Genomic DNA, 21,752 nt, shown 5'->3' with positions numbered 1-21,752 from the left:
TTCGTGGAGGGGTAGTCATGACGGAAATTCTTTCGTCCGAGACCGAGACCGGCGGGGGTACGTCCGACGAGCGCGTGGTCGAACACCCGGCGTGGGCCGTACTCAAGGACGCGGTGGAGGCGATCCGTCCGGCCCAGTCCAAGGACGGCTCGATCGACTTCGACGCCGAAGACGCGCCCTCGCGCACCGCGATGGAGGGCGAGGTCGCGCAGATCTGCAACGCGGTACGCGACCTCTCCGCGCTCCTCCCGCACGACGCCGAATACCACGAAGCGCTCGTCACCGACCTGCGCCGCTGGGCCGAGGACGGCTTCGGCGTACCCGACTTCCTCGACTCCCTGCTCGCCTTCCAGCCCGCGCAGGACCGCCGTGACGGGCTGCAGCACCTGGTCGTCTTCCCCATGTACACCCAGAACGGCAACCCCGATCGCAACCTGGAAGCGGTCGTGCTGCGCATGGTCTGGCCCGACTGGCTCGCCGAGCTGGAGCGCACGCGCTACGACAACCCCCTCTTCTGCGGCATCACCTTCGAGGACTTCACCGCCGGCTACGACACCAACTCCGCGGTGCTCTTCCCCGAGACGGTGGCCGTCCGCCAGGCGCCCGAGCGCTTCTCCTGGGGCGGCATCTTCTGCGACCGCGAGGCCGCCCGGTTCCGCCGCGTCATCGACGCCGCCTGCGACGTGACCAGCCTCCGCCTCCCCGACGACGCCAGGGGGCTGGTGTCCGACCAGGCGCGCTGCCAGCAGACCTTCGTGCTCTGGGACATGATCCACGACCGCACCCACAGCCACGGCGACCTGCCGTTCGACCCCTTCATGATCAAGCAGCGCCAGCCGTTCTGGATGTACGGGCTGGAGGAGCTGCGCTGCGACCTGACGGCCTTCCACGAGGGCGTGCGCCTGGAGGCGGACGGCTACGCGCAGGGCCGCGACGTGCAGTACGCGGTCCTCCTCGACCGGCTCTTCCGCTTCCCCGTCACCGGCGAGCGCAACCGCAACTACGACGGGCTGGGCGGCCAGCTCCTCTTCGCCTACCTCCACCAGCACGACGCGCTGCGCTGGAGGGACAACAAGCTCTCCATGGACTGGGACCGCGCCCGGGAGGTGACGGTGCGCCTGCGGGAAGAGATCGAGACGCTCTACCGCGCGGGCATCGACCGCCCGAAGATCGTCCACTGGTTCAAGGCGTACGAGCTCGTCTCCACCTACCTGGCCCCGCACCCCGGCTCGAAGTGGGCCCGCGGCCCGGAGGCGCTCGACCTCGGCCTGCCGCCCCGCAAGCTCGTGGACGATGTGCTTCCGGATGAGTTTCCGCTAAGCATGTTCTACGAGGCCCTCGCGAAGAAGCTCCGTTCCGTGATCGCATCGACCAAGGGCATCACGGCGGAGGCCCCCGCCCTCGCCGCCGCCTGACCGGCGGCCCGGTGCCCCGCCCGGACCCGGGTGGCGCGCCGGGGTCCGCAGGCGCACACGACAGCACAACGCACGCGGCACCACGGCGGCGCGTCCATGACCAGGAGGCAGCAGGCATGACCAGCACGACGGCACGTGGATACCAGGGCAACGGGAAGGGCGAGCTCGAGGGCTCCGTCGTCGCCGTCGCCGGGGCGGCGGGCCCCGCGGGAGCGGCCGCGGTCCTGCGTCTCGCCGAAGAGGGAGCCACGGTGGTCGCCGCCGACGCGGATGCCGAACGCCTCGCGCAGGCCGTCGACGCCGCCCGGTTCGCCCACGGCGGCGCGAGCGTCACCGGCGACACCGTCGACCTGCTGGACCCGGGTGCCGCCCAGGAGTGGGCGGCGCGAACGGAGAAGGAGTTCGGACGCGTCGACGGCCTCGTGCACCTCGTCGGCGGCTGGCGCGGCTCCCGCACGTTCGCGGAGACGGACCTCGCCGACTGGGACGCGCTGCACAGCCTGCTGATCCGCACCGTCCAGCACACCTCCCTCGCCTTCGAGGGAGCCCTCAAGCGCAGCGGGAACGGCCGCTTCCTCCTGGTCAGCGCGGCCGGCGCGAGCAAGCCGACCGCCGGCAACGCCGCCTACTGCGCCGCCAAGGCCGCCGCCGAGGCCTGGACCCTGGCCCTCGCCGACTCCTTCCGCAAGGCCGGGGGCGACGCGGGCCCGTCGGCGGCTGCTGCCATCCTGGTGGTGAAGGCGCTGGTGAGCGATCAGATGCGCGCCGACCGCCCGAACGCGAAGTTCGCGGGCTTCACCGACGTCACGGAGCTGGCGGAGGCCATCGCCGGGACATGGAGCACGCCCACCGAGGAAGTGAACGGAAATCGCCTGTGGTTGACTCCGAAGCCGTGACCACCGACGCCAAGCGCCGCCACGACCCCGGGGTCCGCGGTTTCGCCAGCGACAACTACGCGGGCGTCCACCCAGAGGTCCTGGCGGCCCTGGCGCTGGCCAACGGCGGCCACCAGTCCGCGTACGGGGACGACGACTACACCGCCCACCTGCAGCAGACCGTCCGCAGCCATTTCGGCGCGCGCGCCGAAGCCTTCCCCGTCTTCAACGGGACCGGCGCGAACGTCGTCGCGCTGCAGGCGCTCACCGACCGCTGGGGTGCGGTGATCTGCGCCGAGAGCGCCCACATCAACGTCGACGAGTGCGGGGCGCCCGAACGCGTCGGCGGCCTCAAGCTGCTGACGGTCCCCACCGAGGACGGCAAGCTCACCCCGGAGCTCATCGAACGCGAGGCGCACGGCTGGGACGACGAGCACCGGGCGATGCCGCAGGTCGTCTCGATCACCCAGAACACCGAACTCGGCACCTGCTACACGGTCGAGGAGGTGCGGGCCATCTGCGAGCACGCCCACGAGCGCGGCATGAAGGTCCACCTCGACGGCGCCCGCATCGCCAACGCGGCGGCGTCCCTCGACGTGCCCATGCGGGCCTTCACCAACGCGGCGGGCGTCGACGTGCTCTCCCTGGGCGGCACCAAGAACGGGATGCTCTTCGGCGAGGCCGTGATCGTCCTCGATCCCGGATCGGTCGGCGCCATGAAGCATCTGCGCAAGCTGTCGATGCAGCTCGCCTCCAAGATGCGCTTCATATCCGTGCAGTGGGACGCCCTGCTCTCCGGTGACCTGTGGCTGCGCAACGCCCGCCACGCCAACGCGATGGCGCAGCGCCTCGCCGAGGGCGTGAAGAGCGTCGACGGGGTCGAGATCCTCTACCCCGTACAGGCCAACGCCGTCTTCGCGCGCCTCCCGAACGAGGTCAGCGAACGCCTGCAGAAGCGCTTCCGCTTCTACTTCTGGGACGAGGCGGCCGGCGACGTGCGCTGGATGTGCTCCTTCGACACCACGGAGGAGGACGTCGACGGTTTCGTCGCGGCGCTGCGCGAGGAGATGGGCCGCTGAGCGAGCGGGCCGGCGAACGGATCCACAGCGGCGGCGCACCGGGTTACCCGGTGCGCCGCCGCTCGTCGCACTACATGGACTGCGCCTCCGAGGGCGTCGGCGCCGTTCCGCCCATGTGCGCCGGCAGCCACCACCTGTCGCTGTCGTCCTTCGGCACCGCGGGATAGGCGCGCTGCGCCGCCTCCAGCAGCTCCTGGACGCGCTCGCGCAGCCTGGCCGTCAGCCCCGCGACGGGCTCGTCCGCGGGGGCGTCCATCGGCTCGCCGACGCGGATGCCCACGGGGAAGTGGTTGCGTCCGAAGTCCCGCTTGCGGCCCTTGGTCCACAGCCGCTGCGTGCCCCACAGGGCCATGGGCACCAGCGGCACACCCGCTTCCTGCGCGAGCCGGACGGCGCCCGATTTGAAGTCCTTCAGCGTGAAGGAGCGGGAGATCGTCGCCTCGGGGAAGACACCGATGATCTCTCCGGACCGCAGCGAGTCCAGCGCGTGGCTGTAGGCGCCTTCGCCCTTCGAGCGGTCCACCGGTATGTGCTTCATCGCACGCATCAGAGGGCCGGAGACCTTGTGCCGGAAGACGGAGTCCTTTGCCATGAAGCGCACCAGCCGCTTCGAGGGCAGGGCCGCCAGGCCGGAGAAGATGAAGTCGAGATAGCTGATGTGGTTGCTGACCAGGACGGCTCCGCCCCGCTGCGGCACATGCTCGGTCCCGTCGATGTCGAAGCGCAGGTCCAGTGCCTTGAACCAGGCCCGCGCCGTGGCGATCACCGGCGGGTAGACGAGTTCTGCCATGTCGGGAGACCTTCCTGTCGCTGCCTGGGGAGGGAGTCTCCGGCCAGGGGGTGCCCATTACCTACGGACGCGTAACTTCGGTCCGCGCCAGATGGTTCCCGAAGGGCAGGCGCCTGGCTACCCCGCAGCGCGGTCCGGGGGCGGCCCGCGGGGAGATCCTCGTCACCGGGGGCCGGGAAGGGACGGGAATGCCCGTGCGTACCGTGCATGCTGCACACTTCGGACGGCCCGTACCGCGAGGACCCCGAGCGGCGGCGGCCCGGACGACCGGCAACAGCGACTGCAACTGGAACTACGCGGCCGCGGCCCCGGCTGCGGCACGAACGCGCGACGGGAGAGAGCAAGTGGACGAGGGTGGGAGCGACGGCGGACGGCCCGCGGGCGAGGACGTGGTGCTCGGAGCGGCGGTCCTCGGTCTTCCGCGCCTGGGGGAGCGTGCCACGCTCGTGCACTTCTCCAGCGCCTTCTGCCAGCCGTGCCGCGCCACCCGGCGAGTCCTGGCCGAAGTCGGCGACATGGTCGAGGGCGTGGCCCACGTCGAGATCGACGCGGAGGAGCACCTCGAACTCGTGCGCCGGCTGGGCATCCAGGGGACGCCGGCCGTTCTCGTCCTCTCCGCCGGAGGGCGCGTGGTGCGCCGTGCCTACGGGCAGCCCCGCAGGGCGGACGTCATCGCCGCGATCGGCGCGGCGGCGGAGGCCGTGGAGCGGTGAGGGGCAGGGGCGGGGCGGCGTTCGCGCCGGTGGGGCGGGTGCCGTGATTGATCTCGCATAGCCTGAGCGCTTGCTTGACGCTCGGAGCGCCGTATCGGCACCGTGACGGTACGCGCTCGCCCGTTCCGGCGCCGCGCCGCGGCCGTGATTGAGTTGGCCGTGTGCCCCGGGTGCGACATGCGTTGGCAAGGTCACAGTTCCCGGCCTTGAGTACGGGGTACGCGCTGTGTGTACTGACGAGTAATATTTGAACGGGGTCCGGACCAGTGACGGACCGGAACCGTAGGACAAGCAGTAGGAGAGCCGGCGTGAGCTTGAGGATCGTTGTCTGTGTGAAGTACGTGCCCGACGCCACCGGCGACCGGCAGTTCGCCGATGACCTGACCACCGACCGCGAGTCGGTGGACGGTCTCCTCTCGGAGCTGGACGAGTACGCCGTGGAGCAGGCGCTCCAGATCGGCGAGAACTCCGACGACGACGCCGAGATCACCGTGCTCACCGTCGGTCCCGAGGACGCGAAGGACGCCCTGCGCAAGGCGCTCTCCATGGGGGCGGACAAGGCCGTCCACGTGGAGGACGACGACCTGCACGGCACCGACGCCCTCGGCACCTCCGCGGTCCTGGCCAAGGCCATCGAGAAGACCGGTTACGACCTCGTCATGTGCGGCATGGCCTCCACCGACGGCACGATGGGTGTCCTTCCGGCCCTCCTGTCCGAGCGTCTCGGCGTGCCGCAGGTGACGCTGCTGTCCGAGGTCTCGGTGACCGACGGCAAGGTCAACGGCCGCCGCGACGGCGACGCCGCGACCGAGCAGCTCGAGGCGTCGCTGCCCGCCGTCGTCTCCGTCACCGACCTCTCCGGCGAGGCGCGTTACCCCTCCTTCAAGGGGATCATGGCCGCCAAGAAGAAGCCGGTGGAGTCCCTGGACCTGGACGACCTGGACATCGAGGCGGACGAGGTCGGGCTCGAGGGCGCCTGGACGAAGGTCGAGGAGGCCACGCCGCGTCCGGCACGCACCGCGGGCACGGTCGTGACGGACGAGGGCGAGGGTGCCAAGCAGCTCGCCGAGTACCTCGCGGGCCAGAAGTTCATCTGAGCCGCCGCCCGAGCCCACGTCCTCCCGCCCGCAGAACCGTCACGATTCCCGCAGGAGCAACCCCATGGCTGAAGTCCTTGTCTACGTCGACCACGTGGACGGCGCCGTCCGCAAGCCGACCCTCGAACTGCTCACCCTGGCCCGCCGCATCGGCGACCCGGTCGCCCTGCACCTCGGTGCCGGCGCCGAGGAGGCCGCCAAGATCCTCGGCGAGTACGGCGCGGTGAAGGTACTGGCCGCCGACGCGCCCGAGTTCGCCGACTACCTCGTCGTGCCGAAGGTGGACGCGCTGCAGGCCGCCTACGAGGCCGTCTCCCCGGCCGCGGTGCTGGTGCCCTCCTCCTCCGAGGGCAAGGAGATCGCCGCCCGCCTCGCGGTGCGCGTCGGCTCCGGCCTGATCACCGACGCCGTCGACCTGGAGGCGGGGGACGAGGGGCCGGTGGCCTCCCAGTCCGTCTTCGCCGCCGGTTTCACCACCAAGTCCCGCGTCACCAAGGGCACTCCGGTCATCACCGTCAAGCCCAACTCGGCCGCGCCCGAGGCTGCTCCGGCCGCCGGCGGAGTGGAGCAGCTGCAGGTGACCTTCGGTGAGAAGTCGACCGGGACGAAGGTCGTCTCCCGCACGCCGCGCGAGTCGACCGGACGTCCGGAGCTGACCGAGGCCGCGATCGTCGTCTCGGGCGGCCGCGGCGTCAACGGCGCGGAGAACTTCCACATCATCGAGGGCCTCGCCGACTCGCTCGGTGCGGCCGTGGGCGCCTCCCGCGCCGCGGTGGACGCCGGCTGGTACCCGCACTCCAACCAGGTCGGCCAGACCGGTAAGACGGTCTCCCCGCAGCTGTACGTCGCGACGGGTATCTCCGGCGCGATCCAGCACCGGGCCGGGATGCAGACGTCCAAGACCATCGTCGCGATCAACAAGGACGCGGAGGCGCCGATCTTCGACCTCGTCGACTACGGCGTCGTCGGCGACCTCTTCGACGTCGTCCCCGCGCTGACGGAAGAGATCAACTCCCGCAAGGGCTGAGGCACTTCCGCTGGACGCCGAGCACCGCACAGCCCCCGCCCCCGCACACCGCCCGGTGTGCGGGGGTGAGCGGTTCCACGGGGCCGGCGGGTCCGCCGCGCGGGCACGATTCTGCTGACAGCAGGACGCGGCCGCGAACCGGCCGGCGGCCGGGCATTGTTGGGGCATGAGACTGCTGATGCTGGGAGGGACCGGGTTCGTCGGGCGGGCGGTCGCGCAGGCCGCCGCGCGGCGTGGCTGGCAGGTCACCGTCTTCCACCGGGGACGGCACGAGCCGCCGCCCGGCGTGGCGCACGTACTGAACGGGGACCGGACGGCCGACGGCGGCCTGGCGGCCCTCGAAGGCGGTGATTGGGACGCCGTCGTGGACACCTGGTCGGGGGCCGCGGACGCCGTACGCGCCTCGGCCCGCCGCCTCGCCGAGGGCGGGCGCGTGGAGAAGTACGTCTACATCTCCAGCCGCTCGGTCTACGCCGGACCGGTCGCCGCCGGGCTGGACGAGACCGGCCCGGTCGTCGCCGCGTCCGCGGCGGACACCGCCGAGGAGACCGGGGGTGACTACGCGCGGGACAAGCGCGGTGGCGAACTCGCCGCGTGCGAGTCCTTCGGCGACCGCGCCCTGCTCGTACGCGCCGGGCTGATCCTCGGGCCGGGCGAGGATGTCGGACGGCTGCCGTGGTGGCTGCTGCGCATGGCGCGCGGCGGGGCGGTACCGGCGCCGGGCCCGCGTGAGCTGCCGATCCAGTACATCGACGTCCGGGATCTGGCGGAGTGGGTTCTGGACGCCCTGCCCGCCGGCCTCTCAGGCCCGTACAACCTGGTGTCCCCACCGGGGCACACCACGATGGGCGAGTTCCTGGAGACGTGTGCGCGTGTCACGGGCGGCGGGGCCGAACTGCACTGGAGGAGCCCGGAGTCGGTCCTCGCCTCGGGGGCCGAGCCGTGGGTCGGCCTGCCCGTGTGGCTGCCGCCGGGCGCCGACTACGACCACATGCACCGGGGCGATGTCTCGAAGGCCCTCGCCGCGGGACTGCGCTGCCGCCCGGTGGGGGAGACGGTGGAAGACACCTGGGAGTGGCTCCGGCGGCTGGGAGGCGAGGCACCGCTGCGGCCGGACCGTTCGCCGAAGGGCCTGGACGCGGAGACGGAGGCGAGGCTGCTGGCGATGCCCGGCTGACCGGACCGGGACGCACGGTTGACCTGCTCCGGTAGCCCTGGATAGCTTCGTTCTACGAATTGTTGATTCCGTCATGTGGAAAGTTGGGAGTCAGGGCTTGAGCGAGGAAGCGGCCGCAGCCACGAGCCTGCCGGGCAGGGTGACGGAGGACCTTGCCGCCCGGCTGGCCCCCGTCGACGCGGAACTCGCACGCCGCTACCCGGGGGAGCCCGGCACACGCCAGCCCGTCCACACCGTCTATGTGCCCGCGGACGCCTACTCGGCGAGCACCGTCGCCGACTGGGGAGGGCAGGCCCTGGAGCTGCTGCGCCGGCACGCCCCGAGTGCAGGGGAGTTCGCGGACGTCCTGGGTCTGCCCGGCGAGCTCGCCGGGCCCGTGCACGAACGGGTACTGGCCAAGCTGGAGCACGAGCCCGTCGAGGACCTGCGCATCGACTTCGAGGACGGCTACGGCGTGCGTCCCGACGCGGAGGAGGACGCCGACGCCGCCAAGGTCGCGCGCCTCCTGGCCGGCTCCTGGGAGGAGGGGGGCGCGCCGCCGTACGCGGGCATCCGCATGAAGTGCATGGAGGCCGCCGTCCGCGACCGCGGCGTCCGTACCCTCGACATCTTCCTCACCGGACTGCTGGAGGCGGGGGACCTGCCCGAGGGGCTGGTGCTCACGCTGCCGAAGGTCAGCTTCCCCGAGCAGGTCGAGGCCATGGCCGGGCTCTGCGGGGAGTTCGAGGAAGCGCGCGGACTTCCCACGGGCCGCATCGGCTTCGAGATCCAGATCGAGACCACCCAGTCCATCCTCGGCCCCGACGGCCGCGCCACCGTGGCCCGCATGATCGAGGCAGCCGGGGGGAGGGCCACGTCCCTGCACTACGGGACCTTCGACTACAGCGCCGCGTGCGGCGTGAGCGCCGCCTACCAGGCCATGGACCATCCCGCCGCGGACCACGCCAAGGCGGTCATGCAGGTGGCCGCCGCGGGCACGGGGGTACGCCTGTCGGACGGTTCGACGAACGTCGTCCCGAGCGGGCCGCGGCAGCAGGTCCACGAGGCGTGGAAGCTCCACCACGGCCTCGTACGGCGCTCGTTGGCCCGCGCCTACTACCAGGGCTGGGACATGCACCCCGGCCACCTGCCCACCCGCTACGCCGCCACCTACGCCTTCTACCGCGAGGGCATGGAGCGTGCGGCGGCCCGACTCGCCGCCTACGCGGGCCACTTCGGCGGTGAGAGCGCCGTGATGGACGAGCCGGCGACGGCCCGCGCCCTGAGCAACTACCTGCTGCGCGGCCTGGACTGCGGCGCTCTGACGAGCGGCGAGGTCGCCCGCTACTCCGGCATGACCCGGGCCGACCTCGACCGGCTGGCGGGCCGGAGCGCACCCACCGGGCAGGCCGCCGCAACCTGACGGGAGCCGTAGGCTGTCCTCCTCGGCACGCGGAAAAGGGGACGGCCTGTGCACACACCGGGGGAGCAGCCGGAGGGCAACGGCAGCGCGGCGCACGGCAGTTCGGGCGGTGCGCCGTCCGGGCCGGAGGGTGCCGGCACCGCCGGCGACGTTGTAGGCCGCGTACTCGCCGGCCGCTACCGGGTGACCGGCCGGCTCGGCCGCGGCGGCATGGGCGTCGTCTGGCGGGCCACCGACGAGCGGCTGGGCCGGGAGGTCGCGGTCAAGGAGCTGCGCACCTGGACCGATGCCGCGAGCAGCGAACTCGGCGATCTCCGCACCCGGATGGAGCGCGAAGCACGTGCGGCGGCACGCGTCCGGCACTCCGGCGTGATCGCCGTGCACGACGTCGCCCAGCACGAGGGCCGCCCCGTCATCGTCATGGAACTCGTCGAGGGACCGTCGCTGGACGACGTGCTGCGTGAACGCGGCTCCCTGGAGCCACGCGAGGCCGCGGCCATCGGTGCCAAGGTCATGAAGGCGCTCGACGCGGCGCACCGCGCCGGCGTGCTGCACCGTGACGTCAAACCGGGAAACGTGCTGCTGGAGGGCGACGGCGAGCGCGTCGTCCTGACGGACTTCGGGATCGCGACGATGGAGGACCCGGACGACGGGGCCGGCACGCGACTGACCGGCAGCGGCGAACTCGTCGGCTCCCTGGACTACTTGGCGCCGGAGCGGGCGCGCGGCGAGCAGCCGCGTGAGGCGTCCGACGTGTGGGCGCTCGGGGCGATGCTCTACGCCGCCGTCGAGGGCGCCGCGCCCTTCCGCCGCACGTCCACGTGGTCGACGCTCAACGCGATCGTGGTCGAGCCGCTCCCCGAACCCCGTCGTGCGGGCCCCCTCGCCCCCGTCCTCGCCGAGCTCATGGCCAAGGACCCCGGACAACGGCCGGACGCGGCACGGGCGACGGCGCTGCTGAACGCCGTGGCGGAGGGGACCGACGTGCCTTCCGCCTCGCAGACGGTGCGGCTGCGCACCGCCGGCGCCCCTTCAGCCGGGCAGGCCCGACCTCCGGGCGGGCAGGGCGTGTTCCCGGCCCGGCAGCCCGGCGGTCCGCAACCTCCGTACGGCTCCGCGCAGCCGCCGGGCGCGGCGGACGGGCCGCAGCCGGAGCGAGACACCGTCCGTACCGGGCCGGGCCGCTCCCGCAGGCGCGCCCTGGTGGCCGCGGCCGCGGCGGCAGTGGTGCTGGCCGGTTCCGGAGTGACGTACGTGCTCGTGGGCGCCGGCGAGGACGACGGCGCCCGGGCGGCGGGCAGGCAGCAGGAACGTGCGGGAGCCTCCGGCGGCACCGGCGCCAGGAGCGAAGGCTCCTCCAAGGGCGACGGGCGCACCGACGGAGGCGGCGACAGGTCCGACTCCCGCCCGGAAGGGGGCGGTTCGGCGGGCGACGCCGAAGGCGGCAGCCGTCCCGGGGACGGCGGCGGCGAGGACCGCAAGCCGGGCGGCTCAGGAGGCGGTTCCACGACGGGCGGCCTCCCCGGGGACGGCGGCGGGGACGCCGGGAGCGGCGGCAGCGGGGGAGGAGCCGCCGTTTCGGGTGGCGGCGGGCAGGGGCCCGGTCCCGCCTGCGCGCCCAGAGGCGGTGGCAAGTTCGACTGCTCCGTGTGGAAGAAGGCGACGTCCTTCAACTCGGCGCACGAGCCCGTGGGCGAACTCAACGCGGGCACCAACTACTTCTTCTGCCAGAAGAAGCTCGGCCACCGTGAGACCTCCGGCCGCTGGACCAACGTCTGGTGGGCGAAGACGGACGACGACAGCGGCAACAGGAAGGTGTGGGTGAGCGTCGTCTACATCCGGGGCGGGGGCAACGACGAGCCCGTGCCGGGCCTGCCCACCTGCTGAGCCCCGGCGTCCCGCCGCGACTGACGCCCGTCAAGTGCTAGGTGGCGGGCGGGAGTTCGCCCGAACCGCGGGCTATCAGGCGCGTCGGGTGGGTCATCCGGCGGGGCGGGTCGTGCGCCCCTTCCAGGCGCCTGAAGAGCAACCCGGCAGCGGTGCGGCCCAGTTGGGCGGGGTCCTGTGCGACGACCGTCACCGGCGGTACGAGCAGATCGGCCAGTTCGAAGTCGTCGAAGCCCACAAGGGCGACGGGGCGGTCGAGTTCGGCGAGCACCCGGACGAGGGTGACGGTCACCCGGTTGTTCCCGGCGAAGAACGCGGTGACTCCGTCCGGTCCGGAGAGCATCCGCTCGGCGTCGGCCCGTACGCGCTCCGGGTCGGTGGTCCCCGCGGCCACCCATCCGTCGTGGACCGGCAGCCGGGCCGCCTCCATCGCCGCGAGGTAGCCCCGTTGCCGCTCGTGGGCGGTGTGGATGCCGGGGCGGTCGCCGATGAACCCGATACGCCTGTGCCCGTGGGCGATGAGGTGGGCGACGCCGTCGCGGGCGCCGGCGAAGCTGTCGGCGAGGACCTGATCGGCTTCGATGTGCCCCGGGGGGCGGTCGACGAAGACGGTGGCGACGCCGGCCGCCATCTCCGGTTCGAGGTAGCGGTGGTCGCCGCTGGCGGGGACGATGACCAGGCCGTCCACCCGCCTCGCGCACAGAGCCAGGACCAACTCCTGCTCGCGGGCCGGGTCCTCGGCGCTCGAACCGTTGATCAGCAGCGCTCCGTGGGCGCGTGCGACCTCTTCGACTGCGCGGCTCAGCGGAGCGTAGAAGGGGTCGGCGAGGTCCTCCAGCACGAGCCCGATGCTCGCGGTGCGTCCCTTGCGGAGGATGCGGGCGCTGTCGTTGCGCCGGAACCCCAGTGCGGTGATCGACTCCTGTACGCGGCGCTCGGTGTCGGGGGAGACGCCCGCCTCGCCGTTGACCACCCGGGAGACCGTCTTCAGTCCGACCCCCGCCCGGGCCGCGACGTCCTTCATGGTGGGACGGTTCCCGTAGCGGCGTCCGGGGGTAGGGCCTGCGGCAGGGTGTGCGGTGTCGGGCACTGGGGCGGCTTCCCTCTCCGGGTCTCTTGCAGTGGCAGCGAGCAGCATAGCTCTACGCCGCACATCAGTCTGGACAACGTTGTCAAGTAGCGCCAGACTGGACACGCTGACCGTTCCCGGCCGGGGGCGGATCGCCGCACCGTCCTCAGGAGAACATCACCCATGCACCAGGACCTCGTCGCCGCCCTCGACATCGGCGGCACCAAGATCGCGGGCGCCCTGGTGGACAGTACCGGCGGGCTGCTCGTGCGGGCCCAGCGCCCCACCCCGTCGCGGGCGCCCGCGGAACAGGTGATGGGGGCGCTCGCGGAGGTGCTCGCGCAGCTCGCCGCGTCCCCTGAGTGGCCCGGTGTGCGCGCGGTGGGAATCGGCAGCGCCGGGCCCGTGGACGCCAAGGCGGGAACCGTCTCACCGGTCAACATCCCCGGCTGGCGCGACTTTCCGCTCGTGGGCCACGTGCGGGAGTGCACGGGCGGGCTGCCCGTCACCCTCGTCGGCGACGGCGTCGCGATGGCCGCCGCGGAGCACTGGCAGGGCGCCGCACGCGGACGGGCGGGCGCCCTGTGCATGGTCGTCTCGACGGGCGTGGGCGGCGGCCTCGTCCTCGGCGGGGAGCTGCACCCCGGCCCCAGCGGAAACGCCGGACACATCGGGCACATCAGCGTCGACCTCGACGGCGACAGCTGCCCCTGCGGGGGGCGCGGCTGCGTCGAACGCATAGCGAGCGGCCCCAACATCGCCCGCCGGGCGCTGGAAGGGGGCTGGCGACCCGGCCCGGACGGTGACGGCAGCGCGGCCGGAGTGGCCGCCGCGGCCGCCGCGGGCGACCCCGTCGCCCTCGCCTCCTTCGAGCGCGCGGCGCGGGCGCTGGCAGCCGGCATCGCCGCCACCGCCACGCTCGTCGAGATCGAGATCGCGGTGGTGGGAGGCGGAGTGGCGAAGGCGGGCGAGGTCCTCTTCACGCCGCTGAGGCGGGCGTTGGCGGAGTTCGCGACGCTGTCCTTCGTGCAGGGCCTCGAGGTGGCCCCGGCCCAGACGGGCACCGACGCGGGCCTCGTCGGGGCTGCCGCCGCCTGCTGGAACCTGGAGGGCCGCTGAGGGCTGCTGAGGGCCGTCGCGCCGGTGCTCCGAAGGGGCTTACGCGGGGCTGCGACTCGCGCGGGGCTCATGGCGACCTGGCCGCGCCGTCACCCGGCGGGCGGCCCCGGTGACCCGGCCGCGGCACGGGCGACCGCCCGGGCGTAGTCCGTCGGCGGCAGGCCCACGGTGCGTGTGAAGTCCCGTACGAGATGGGCCTGATCGCTGTAGCCCAGTTCGGCCGCCAGCCGTGCCCAGTCGGTGGCCCGCTGCGAACCCGCGGCCTCCAGCGCCTCGTGGATCCGGTAGCGCAGGATCACCCACTTCGGGCTGACGCCGACGCACGAGGCGAACAGCCGCTGCAGCGCCCGCACCGACAGGCCGCCCTCGCGGGCGAGTTGCTCGACGCGGGTGATGCCGCGGTCGGTGCGTACGCGGTGGGCCAGCGCCATGGCACGCTCGGCGGCCGGGTCGGGTGACGGGCCGAAGCGCAGCAGCAGGGAGTCCAGGGCCGCGACCCTCTCGTCCTCCTCCTCCGGCGGGACGACCCGGGCCGCCGCCCCCTCCCCGGCGTCGGGGAAGACCTCCGGAAAGGGCAGGCTCCGGCCCGTCAGCGCGGCGACGTCACCCTGGCCGGGAGTCCCGCCCCGCGCGGGCAGGAAGGGCCGGAACCCGCCGGGGCGGAACTGCACGCCGCACACGCGGCCCGTCTCCCGCAGTGTGATGGAGAAGAGCCCGAGCCCCACCCCGGCCACCTCCGCGGCGGGCGGCTCGCCGCCGTAGCGGTGGAAGACGAGGTTCACCGACGGATGCGGCACGAGCTGGGAGACGTAGGGCTCCTCCAGCTCCCAGTCGATCAGCCAGTAGTGCTCGACATAGGGGCGCAGCGCGTCGGCGGCCGGGCGGCGCCGGAAGCGGACGCGGGAGAAGAGCTCCGCGGCGTCGAGGATGCCCCTGGTGTCGGCGCGCGGCCCGTCCGGCCCGTACCGCCCCGGTCCCGGCGGCACCGGGCCTCCCCGGCCGTTCCCACCTGCCATGACAGCGATCCTATGCCCGGCGGTGTCGCATTTCTTCAAGCCCGCGGCGGGCGGACCGCCGTAGCGTTCCGGGCATGACGAACACGTACGACCTCACCGATCTGCTGCGGGGCGCCGCCGAGCGTGCGGAGCCCGTGGTGCGCGGCGTGAAGGAGTCCGACCTCGGCTCCGCCACGCCCTGCTCCGAGTACGACGTGCGGGATCTGCTCAACCACCTCTTCCACGTCGTGATCAGCTTCCAGGCACTCGCCGCGAAGGGCACAGCCGACTTCTCCACGACCCCCGACCACCTCTGGGACGAGGCCTGGAGGGAGCGGTTCGGGCGGGAGACCGGACTTCTCGTGACGGCCTGGTCGCAGCCGGGAACGCTGGAGGGGACCTCGCAGGGCATGGGCCTGCCGCAGCGCACCGTGGGAGAGATGGTGCTGGGCGACCTGACGTTGCATGCCTGGGACCTGGCGTGCGCGACGGGGCAGGACTTCGTGCCGTACGAGCCGAGCCTGCCCGTGCTGCGGGAGGGCCTGGCGGCGCTGGCGCCCACGGGGCGGAAGATGAACGTGTTCGCGGAGCCCGTACCGGTCGGCGCGGACGCTCCCGCCTTCGACAAGCTGCTCGCCCTCACCGGGCGCGATCCCGCATGGCGGGCGCCTGCCGCTCAGTGAGCCCGGTGGCTCCGGCCGGCTCTCACGGTCCTGCCCTGCCGGCCGCCCACCGCCGACGCCACGTTCCAGGCGCCACGTTTCAGGCGTCACGTTTCCGGCGTCACATTCCCGACGATCGTCCTCACATCATTCCCAAAGGCTCCCCGTGCGGCCCCGGTTCTCCGCACGCACCGTAGGGGAATCCGCCGCGTGCGCCCGCCTTTTGCGACGGCGCCGCCCCCGCGCGTTTCCGTGGCAGGGTGGAACGGGCAGCGTGAAACGGGGGGCGACGGATGAGGGGGAACCGATCGTGATCGTGTGGCTCAACGGCGCCTATGGCGCGGGCAAGACCACCGTGGCGCACGAACTGGCGGACCTGCTTCCGGGAAGCATGCTCTGCGAACCGGAGCTCATCGGTGCCGGACTGAGATGCATGCTCCCCAAGGAGCGCCTCGCCCAGATCGACGACTACCAGCAACTCCCGTCCTGGCGGCGGCTGGTGGCCGACACTGCTGCCGCGCTCCTCACGGAGGTCCCGGGCCCTCTGATCGTTCCGATGACCCTGCTGCGGCAGGACTACCGGGACGAGATATTCGGCGCGCTCGCCGCCCGCCGCATTCCGGTCCAGCACGTGCTGCTCCATGCGGACGAAACGATCCTTCGGGCCCGCCTGGAGCAACGCACGTACACGGACGGCCAGTCGGACACGGTCTGGTGCAGGGAGCAACTCCCCGCTTACCGGGCCGCACTCGGCTGGCTCGGCGAGGACGCCCACACCGTGGAGACCTCCGGCCTCACGCCCCGCCAGACCGCCGAACGCGTCGCCGGCGCGCTGGGCGAAGGCGCCGGCAGCCTGGACATCGTCCAGACGCCGGAGCCGACGGCCGAGACCGTCGCGGCGGGTGTCCTCCTCTTCGACGAGCAGGGGCGGGTGCTGCTCGTCGACCCCACCTACAAGCCGTGCTGGGAGTTCCCCGGCGGCGTCGTCGAGCCCGGAGAGGCGCCCGCGGGGGCCGGAGTCCGCGAGGTGGCCGAGGAGTTGGGCCTTCAGCTGCGCCCCGATCCCAGTCTGCTCGTCGCCGACTGGGAACCTCCGAAGCCGCCTGCCTACGGCGGACTGCGACTCCTCTTCGACGGCGGGTCGCTCTCCGCCGACCAGATACGTCAACTGCTGCTGCCCAGCGCCGAGTTGAGGGCGTGGCGGTTCGTCACCGAGGAGCAGGCGGCCGAACTCCTCCCGCCCGCGCACCTGGAGCGCCTCAAGGGGGCGCTGCGTGCCCGCGAGAGGGGGCATCCGCTCTACCTGGAGGCCGGAATCCCGGTCGGCGGCGCGGCAAGCCGGGCCGCCGGGTAACGGCCGCCGCACGCAGGCGCCCTTCGGGGCGGTGCGCAGCCGTTGCCCGCACCGCCCCGAAGGGCCCTCGCCTCGCGGAGCGCCGCCCCGCCCGCAGCGCCGCCTTCAGCGGCGGGCTGCTCAGACGCGCTGCGCGTACCTCAGCAGGAACAGCGCCTCCGCGACGGACAGCCGCTCCAGCTCCTCGGGGGAGACGCTCTCGTTGACCGCGTGGATCTGCGCCTCCGGCTCGCTCAGGCCGATGAGCAGGATCTCCGCCCGCGGATACAGCGAGGCGAGCGTGTCGCACAGCGGGATGGAGCCGCCCTGTCCCGCGATCTGCATCTCCTCGCCGTCGTAGGCGGCCCGCATCGCCTCGGCCATCGCCCGGTACGCCGGGCTCGACGTGTCGGCGCTGAACGGCTGTCCCTGGCCCGCCACTTCGATGGAGACCCGGGCGCCCCACGGCACGTGCGCCTCCAGATGGGAGACGAGAAGCGACGTCGCCTTCACGGTGTCCATACCCGGCGGCACCCGCAGGCTCACCGCCGCCCGTGCGCTCGCCTGCACGGAGGCGGTGGCCGTGGCCACCGAGGGGCAGTCGATTCCCAGCACCGTCACGGACGGGCGTGCCCAGATGCTCTCGGCGACGCTCCCCGAACCCGTCAGCCGCACCCCGTCCAGGACACGGGCGTCCCTGCGGAAGTCGTCGGCCGGGTACTCCAGGCCGTCCCATCCGGCATCCACGTCCATGCCGTCGATGACGGTGTTGCCCTCGGCGTCCCGGACGGAGTCGAGCATGCGGACCAGAGCGGCCAGCGCGTCGGGTGCCGCACCTCCGAACTGGCCGGAGTGCAGGTTGCCTTCGAGTGTGTCCACCCGGACGTGCAGCATCGCCATGCCGCGCAGCGACGCGGTGACGGTCGGAAGGCCCACGCGGAAGTTGCCCGTGTCCCCGATGACGATCGTGTCGGCCGCCAGCAACTCCGGGTGCGCCTCCGCGTATTGCTGCAGACCCCCGGTGCCCTGCTCCTCGGAGCCCTCCGCGATGAACTTCACGGTGACGGGCAACTCGCCCTGGGCGCGCAGCGCACGCAGCGCCAGCAGATGCATGACGACGCCGCCCTTGCAGTCCGCGGCGCCTCGCCCGTACCAGCGTCCGTTCCGTTCCGTGAGCTCGAACGGCGGTGTCTCCCAAGCGGATTCGTCCAGCGGCGGCTGCACGTCGTAGTGCGCGTAGAGCAGCACCGTGGGGGCGCCCTTCGGGCCCGGGACCATCCCGTAGACGCTCTGCGTGCCGTCGGGGGTGTCGAGGAGGGCGACGTCCTGGAAGCCTTCCCGACGCAGCGTGGCGGCGACCCAGCTCGCGGCGCCCTCGCACTCGCTGACCGGGAACTGCGCCGCGTCGGCCACCGAGCGGAACGCCACCAGCTCGGCCAGCTCCGCCCTGGCCTGCGGCATGAGAGAGGCGACGGTGGCGGCGACAGCGTCGGTGTACGCGGCGTGTTCGTCGGCACCGGGGGCCGGCGTGAGTGTCATGGAAGGCTCCTTGTGGGGGCGGCGTCGGACTCCCGGATGCGCCGTCCGTGTGGGGCGCACGCGCACCGGAAGTCACAGCCGATCCTCCCACAGGGGGACGCGCCGGGGCCGAGCCGTAGGATGCGGTCGGCAACGCAAAGACGAGGTCGAGCGGAGCGGAAGGACATCGTGAGCAGCGAGGACGCAGCCGGGGCAGAGGGCCGGGGCGGGGACGGGCGCGCGGAGGAGGTCCCGGGCTCCGGGGAGACCGCACCGGAAGGCGGCCTGGACGCGCGGAGCACGGACGCGGCAACCGGTCCGGACGGCGGCGACGAACCCTTCCGGGATGAACCCGTCTGGGACGTGGTCGTCGTCGGTGCGGGGCCCGCCGGTGCCTCGGCCGCGTACGCGGCGGCGGTCGCGGGACGCCGGGTGCTGCTGCTGGAGAAGGCAGAGCTGCCCCGCTACAAGACGTGCGGCGGCGGCATCATCGGCCCCTCGCGCGACGCGCTGCCACCCGGCTTCGAACTCCCCCTGCGGGACCGCGTGCACGCGGTCACCTTCTCGCTCAACGGCCGCATGGCCCGCACCCGTCGTTCCCGGCACATGCTCTTCGGGCTGGTCAACCGCTCGGACCTGGACCACAGGCTGGTGGAGCACGCCGTCAAGGCCGGCGCCACCGTGCGCACGGGCGTGAGCGTCTCGCGCGTCGAGCAGCACGGGCCGGCGGTGCCGGACCGCCGCACGGTGGCCGTCGTCCTGTCCGGTGAGGAGCGGCCGGTACTGGCCCGCGCGGTGGTCGGAGCGGACGGAAGTGCCAGCCGGATAGGGGCACATGTCGGCGTGAAGATGGAGCAGGTCGACCTCGGCCTGGAGGCGGAGGTACCGGTCCCCGAGAGCGTCGCGGAGGACTGGGCGGGCCGGGTGCTGATCGACTGGGGCCCCCTGCCCGGCAGTTACGGCTGGGTCTTCCCCAAGGGCGACACCCTCACCGTCGGCGTCATCTCGGCACGCGGTGAAGGAGCCGCGACCAAGCGGTACTTGGAGGACTTCGTGGGACGGCTCGGGCTCGCCGGCTTCGAACCCCACATCTCCTCGGGCCACTTGACCCGTTGCCGTGCCGAGGACTCTCCGCTCTCCCGCGGCCGGGTGCTGGTCTGCGGGGACGCGGCCGGGCTGCTCGAACCGTGGACCCGGGAAGGCATCTCCTTCGCCCTGCGTTCCGGACGGCTGGCCGGGGAGTGGGCGGTGCGCGTCGCCGAGGCGCACGACGCGGTGGAGGCCCGGCGGCAGGCGCTGAACTACGCGTTCGCCATCAAGGCGGGACTGGGTGTGGAGATGGGCGTGGGACGGCGGATGCTCAACGTCTTCGCCCGCCGCCCCGGAATGCTCCACGCGGCGCTCACGGGGTTCCGTCCGGCGTGGAACGTCTTCGCACGGTTCGCGCGAGGAGCGACGTCGCTGGCCGAGGTGGTACGGACGAACACGGTGGCACGGCGGGCCCTGGAGACGCTGGACCGGTAGTCGGAGGTCCTTCAGCCCGGGGCTCGGTGGCCCGGTAGCCCGGTAGGCGGAGGTTCTTCAGCCCGGGGCTCGGCACCCCGGTAGCCCGGCACCCCGGCGCACCGGGTGCGGGGCGCCGTCTCGCGGTGCCCCGGGGTAGGCGCCCGAGGGCGCTGCGCCTTCTGTTGACGCACCGTCGGGGATCTCGCCCCCCGCCGCGCCGAGCCTGCGGGGACGGCCTCCGCCCGCAGGGTGGGCCGGCGTACGGTTCCGCGCGTCGCCGGGCCGGGCCTGCCGCTGGGCCGCCTTTCGTTCCGGTGCCGGCGTCCCCGGATGCCTTGGGGCCTCTCGTCTGGATCTCCGCAGGTCCGAGGCGTCAGCTGCGGCACCTCCCTGAATTGCCGGGTCGTCCGAGTACGCCCCTGGCCTTCGGCATGGGGAACCCCAGTACGAGGACGATCCTCCGCCTTGCGATGTGCCGCGTCTGACGCCGCGGCCCGATCCACGGAGATCCGAGGGGAGACGCTAGTCCGCGGTGATGCGGAAGACGGGGTACTTCGGGGCCGCGGCGAGGAGTTCGGCGTCCGACGACTCGGCGCTGAGCCCCTTGAAGAACGCGCCGACCTCCCAGCTCCACTTCTTGATGTAGGCGCGCAGCACCGCGGGCTTCTCCTCGTCGGGGAGCTCGACGGCCCGGAAGGTCTCGACGCTCTTGCCCTTGCGTAGCTCGCCCCCGCCCGCGGCACGCATGTTGTGCGTCCACTGCACGTGGCCGCGGGGAGCGACCAGGTACCGCTCGCCGTCGAGAGGGAGCGGGTTGACGGGGGTGGTGCGCCACTCGCCGGTCTTGCGGCCGCGGACGGCGAGGACGCGGGAGCCCGCGAGGCTCACGTTCCGCCGGGCCAGCCAGGCGACGGTGGGGTTGAGGACCTTGCGCGTGAAGCCGTCCGGCTTGACGAAGTGGGCGGTGGTCATGGCGGTTTCCTTCGTGCGTGGCTGCCGGTGGCGGCGGCTGACGTCTGAGTGGAGTGGGCCGAGCCGGCCCGGGCCGGCGAAGCACTGAACCGATTCGAGAGCAGCGCTCTCATTCAAGAGCAGTGTTGCACGGGCGGTGCACTAAAACAAGAGCAGTGCTCTCGTTCTTGGTCAGTGCTCCGTCGAGCTGGCACACTGACCCCCATGACCAAGATCCAGGGCGCGCGGGAGCGGGCACGCGGTGAGATCACCACAGCCATCAAGGACGAGGCGCGCCGGCAGCTCGCGGCACACGGCGCGGCCAAGCTCTCCCTGCGCGCCGTGGCGCGCGAGTTGGGCATGGTCTCCTCGGCGCTCTACCGCTACTTCCCGAACCGGGACGACCTGCTCACCGCACTGATCACCGATTCCTACGACGCGCTGGGCGCCGCCGCGGAGTCGGCCCTCGCTCACTCGGCCGAGCAGGGCGACGCCCACCTCGCCCGCTGGCAGGCGGTATGCCGCGCCGTCCGCGGATGGGCTCTCGACCACCCGCACGAGTACGCCCTCATCTACGGCTCGCCCGTGCCGGGCTACGCGGCGCCCGAGACCACCACAGGTCCCGCGGCACGGGCGGCCCTGGCCCTCATCACCATCGCGGCGGACGCTCATGCGGCCGGCGCGCTGCGCGTCCCCGGCGAAACGGAAGACCTCGGTGCAGGCCCAGGCGCAGGCATCCCCGCCGCACACGTCGGCCCGGAGCCTGACGCGTCCGTGCCCCTTCCCGCTGCGCCCGCGCCCGTCCTGGCCGACACCCACGACTTGACGGAGCGGCTCGACGTGGCTCTCCCTGCCGCGGCCATGGCCCAACTGGCAGCCGTCTGGGCCCAGTTGTTCGGTCTGCTGAGCTTTGAGCTGTTCGGCCAGTTCGAGGGCGTCATCGCGGCGAGAGACGAGTTCTTCGATCACGCGGTGGTGGGCCTGGCCAGGGTGGCGGGCCTCGTCTGAGCGGCGTCCGGTCCAGCCCTCCCGCCCGGACGCCACCGCCCGGGTCGATGCTTCTGCCCGGACCGGGCTCGACCGGACCGGACCGGACCGGGCTGGACCGGGCCGGGTTCCCCACGCACTGACCGCGCC

General features: G+C 72.8%; 19 protein-coding genes. 14 read left to right on the top strand and 5 right to left on the bottom strand.

Translation table 11 applies throughout. The annotated features are described in order from the left end of the window. Window positions 1-17: 17 nt before the first annotated feature. From H181DRAFT_RS01755 to H181DRAFT_RS01745, 3 genes are all read left to right on the top strand, one after another. The gene (locus tag H181DRAFT_RS01755; protein ID WP_045862323.1) at window positions 18-1,415 is read left to right on the top strand and encodes a DUF6421 family protein; all 1,398 of its coding nucleotides are present in this window, start codon (window positions 18-20) and stop codon (window positions 1,413-1,415) included. A gap of 116 nt (window positions 1,416-1,531) precedes the next feature. Beyond that, window positions 1,532-2,311: an SDR family NAD(P)-dependent oxidoreductase gene (locus tag H181DRAFT_RS01750; RefSeq protein ID WP_045862322.1), complete on the top strand. Its 780-nt coding sequence runs from the start codon at window positions 1,532-1,534 to the stop codon at window positions 2,309-2,311. Then, complete coding sequence (locus tag H181DRAFT_RS01745) at window positions 2,308-3,369, top strand: threonine aldolase family protein (RefSeq protein ID WP_045862554.1); 1,062 nt, start codon at window positions 2,308-2,310, stop codon at window positions 3,367-3,369. Before H181DRAFT_RS01750 ends, H181DRAFT_RS01745 begins: the two co-directional genes overlap by 4 nt. Window positions 3,370-3,439: 70 nt before the next feature. Here H181DRAFT_RS01745 and H181DRAFT_RS01740 read toward each other — a convergent pair whose 3' ends face one another. Further along, window positions 3,440-4,159 (bottom strand): lysophospholipid acyltransferase family protein, encoded by a 720-nt coding sequence (locus tag H181DRAFT_RS01740; RefSeq protein ID WP_045862321.1) that lies wholly within the window; start codon window positions 4,157-4,159, stop codon window positions 3,440-3,442. 344 nt (window positions 4,160-4,503) lie between these two features. Between H181DRAFT_RS01740 and H181DRAFT_RS01735 the strand changes: the two genes are divergently transcribed. The 6 genes from H181DRAFT_RS01735 (at window position 4,504) to H181DRAFT_RS01710 (ending at window position 11,462) form a co-directional block, all read left to right on the top strand. Next, window positions 4,504-4,872 (top strand): thioredoxin family protein, encoded by a 369-nt coding sequence (locus H181DRAFT_RS01735; protein ID WP_074467665.1) that lies wholly within the window; start codon window positions 4,504-4,506, stop codon window positions 4,870-4,872. Between the two features lie 308 nt (window positions 4,873-5,180). Beyond that, window positions 5,181-5,969, top strand: coding sequence for an electron transfer flavoprotein subunit beta/FixA family protein (locus tag H181DRAFT_RS01730; RefSeq protein WP_045862320.1), 789 nt, complete (start codon window positions 5,181-5,183; stop codon window positions 5,967-5,969). Window positions 5,970-6,033: 64 nt separating this feature from the next. Further along, complete coding sequence (locus H181DRAFT_RS01725; RefSeq protein WP_045862319.1) at window positions 6,034-6,996, top strand: electron transfer flavoprotein subunit alpha/FixB family protein; 963 nt, start codon at window positions 6,034-6,036, stop codon at window positions 6,994-6,996. A gap of 166 nt (window positions 6,997-7,162) precedes the next feature. Then, complete coding sequence (locus tag H181DRAFT_RS01720) at window positions 7,163-8,173, top strand: NAD-dependent epimerase/dehydratase family protein (protein WP_074467664.1); 1,011 nt, start codon at window positions 7,163-7,165, stop codon at window positions 8,171-8,173. A gap of 97 nt (window positions 8,174-8,270) precedes the next feature. After that, window positions 8,271-9,575, top strand: a complete 1,305-nt coding sequence (locus H181DRAFT_RS01715) for a DUF6986 family protein (protein WP_045862317.1) — start codon at window positions 8,271-8,273, stop codon at window positions 9,573-9,575. A gap of 183 nt (window positions 9,576-9,758) precedes the next feature. Further along, window positions 9,759-11,462 carry a serine/threonine-protein kinase gene (locus tag H181DRAFT_RS01710; RefSeq protein WP_045862552.1) on the top strand — a complete coding sequence of 568 codons (1,704 nt, stop codon included), beginning with the start codon at window positions 9,759-9,761 and terminating at the stop codon, window positions 11,460-11,462. A gap of 37 nt (window positions 11,463-11,499) precedes the next feature. On the opposite strand, the gene H181DRAFT_RS01705 is transcribed toward H181DRAFT_RS01710, so the two are convergent. Continuing rightward, window positions 11,500-12,486: a LacI family DNA-binding transcriptional regulator gene (locus tag H181DRAFT_RS01705; RefSeq protein ID WP_254666658.1), complete on the bottom strand. Its 987-nt coding sequence runs from the start codon at window positions 12,484-12,486 to the stop codon at window positions 11,500-11,502. A gap of 228 nt (window positions 12,487-12,714) precedes the next feature. Here H181DRAFT_RS01705 and H181DRAFT_RS01700 point away from each other — a divergent pair, with 228 nt between their 5' ends. Then, window positions 12,715-13,650: an ROK family protein gene (locus tag H181DRAFT_RS01700; protein ID WP_045862315.1), complete on the top strand. Its 936-nt coding sequence runs from the start codon at window positions 12,715-12,717 to the stop codon at window positions 13,648-13,650. 89 nt (window positions 13,651-13,739) lie between these two features. Here H181DRAFT_RS01700 and H181DRAFT_RS01695 read toward each other — a convergent pair whose 3' ends face one another. Continuing rightward, window positions 13,740-14,666, bottom strand: coding sequence for a helix-turn-helix domain-containing protein (locus H181DRAFT_RS01695; RefSeq protein WP_078895411.1), 927 nt, complete (start codon window positions 14,664-14,666; stop codon window positions 13,740-13,742). 74 nt (window positions 14,667-14,740) lie between these two features. Between H181DRAFT_RS01695 and H181DRAFT_RS01690 the strand changes: the two genes are divergently transcribed. Both H181DRAFT_RS01690 and H181DRAFT_RS01685 read left to right on the top strand, forming a co-directional pair. Further along, window positions 14,741-15,328 (top strand): TIGR03086 family metal-binding protein, encoded by a 588-nt coding sequence (locus tag H181DRAFT_RS01690; protein WP_045862313.1) that lies wholly within the window; start codon window positions 14,741-14,743, stop codon window positions 15,326-15,328. 289 nt (window positions 15,329-15,617) lie between these two features. Then, window positions 15,618-16,661 carry an NUDIX hydrolase gene (locus H181DRAFT_RS01685; RefSeq protein ID WP_045862312.1) on the top strand — a complete coding sequence of 348 codons (1,044 nt, stop codon included), beginning with the start codon at window positions 15,618-15,620 and terminating at the stop codon, window positions 16,659-16,661. Window positions 16,662-16,781: 120 nt separating this feature from the next. Here H181DRAFT_RS01685 and H181DRAFT_RS01680 read toward each other — a convergent pair whose 3' ends face one another. After that, a complete protein-coding gene (locus H181DRAFT_RS01680; RefSeq protein ID WP_045862311.1) occupies window positions 16,782-18,179 on the bottom strand; it encodes a dipeptidase in 1,398 nt (465 codons plus the stop codon). Window positions 18,180-18,299: 120 nt separating this feature from the next. On the opposite strand from H181DRAFT_RS01680, the gene H181DRAFT_RS01675 reads away from it, so the two are divergent. Next, complete coding sequence (locus tag H181DRAFT_RS01675; RefSeq protein WP_078895410.1) at window positions 18,300-19,682, top strand: geranylgeranyl reductase family protein; 1,383 nt, start codon at window positions 18,300-18,302, stop codon at window positions 19,680-19,682. 504 nt (window positions 19,683-20,186) lie between these two features. Here H181DRAFT_RS01675 and H181DRAFT_RS01670 read toward each other — a convergent pair. Next, complete coding sequence (locus tag H181DRAFT_RS01670; RefSeq protein ID WP_045862310.1) at window positions 20,187-20,636, bottom strand: nitroreductase family deazaflavin-dependent oxidoreductase; 450 nt, start codon at window positions 20,634-20,636, stop codon at window positions 20,187-20,189. A 204-nt stretch (window positions 20,637-20,840) separates the two neighbouring features. On the opposite strand from H181DRAFT_RS01670, the gene H181DRAFT_RS01665 reads away from it, so the two are divergent. Beyond that, window positions 20,841-21,623, top strand: coding sequence for a TetR/AcrR family transcriptional regulator (locus tag H181DRAFT_RS01665; RefSeq protein ID WP_045862309.1), 783 nt, complete (start codon window positions 20,841-20,843; stop codon window positions 21,621-21,623). Window positions 21,624-21,752: the final 129 nt, after the last annotated feature.

Origin of the sequence: Streptomyces sp. WMMB 714, from assembly GCF_900090125.1 — a bacterium.
Taxonomy (GTDB): domain Bacteria; phylum Actinomycetota; class Actinomycetes; order Streptomycetales; family Streptomycetaceae; genus Streptomyces; species Streptomyces daqingensis.
Note: the sequence above shows the minus strand (reverse complement) of the source record. Positions and strands in the feature narration are given on the sequence as shown.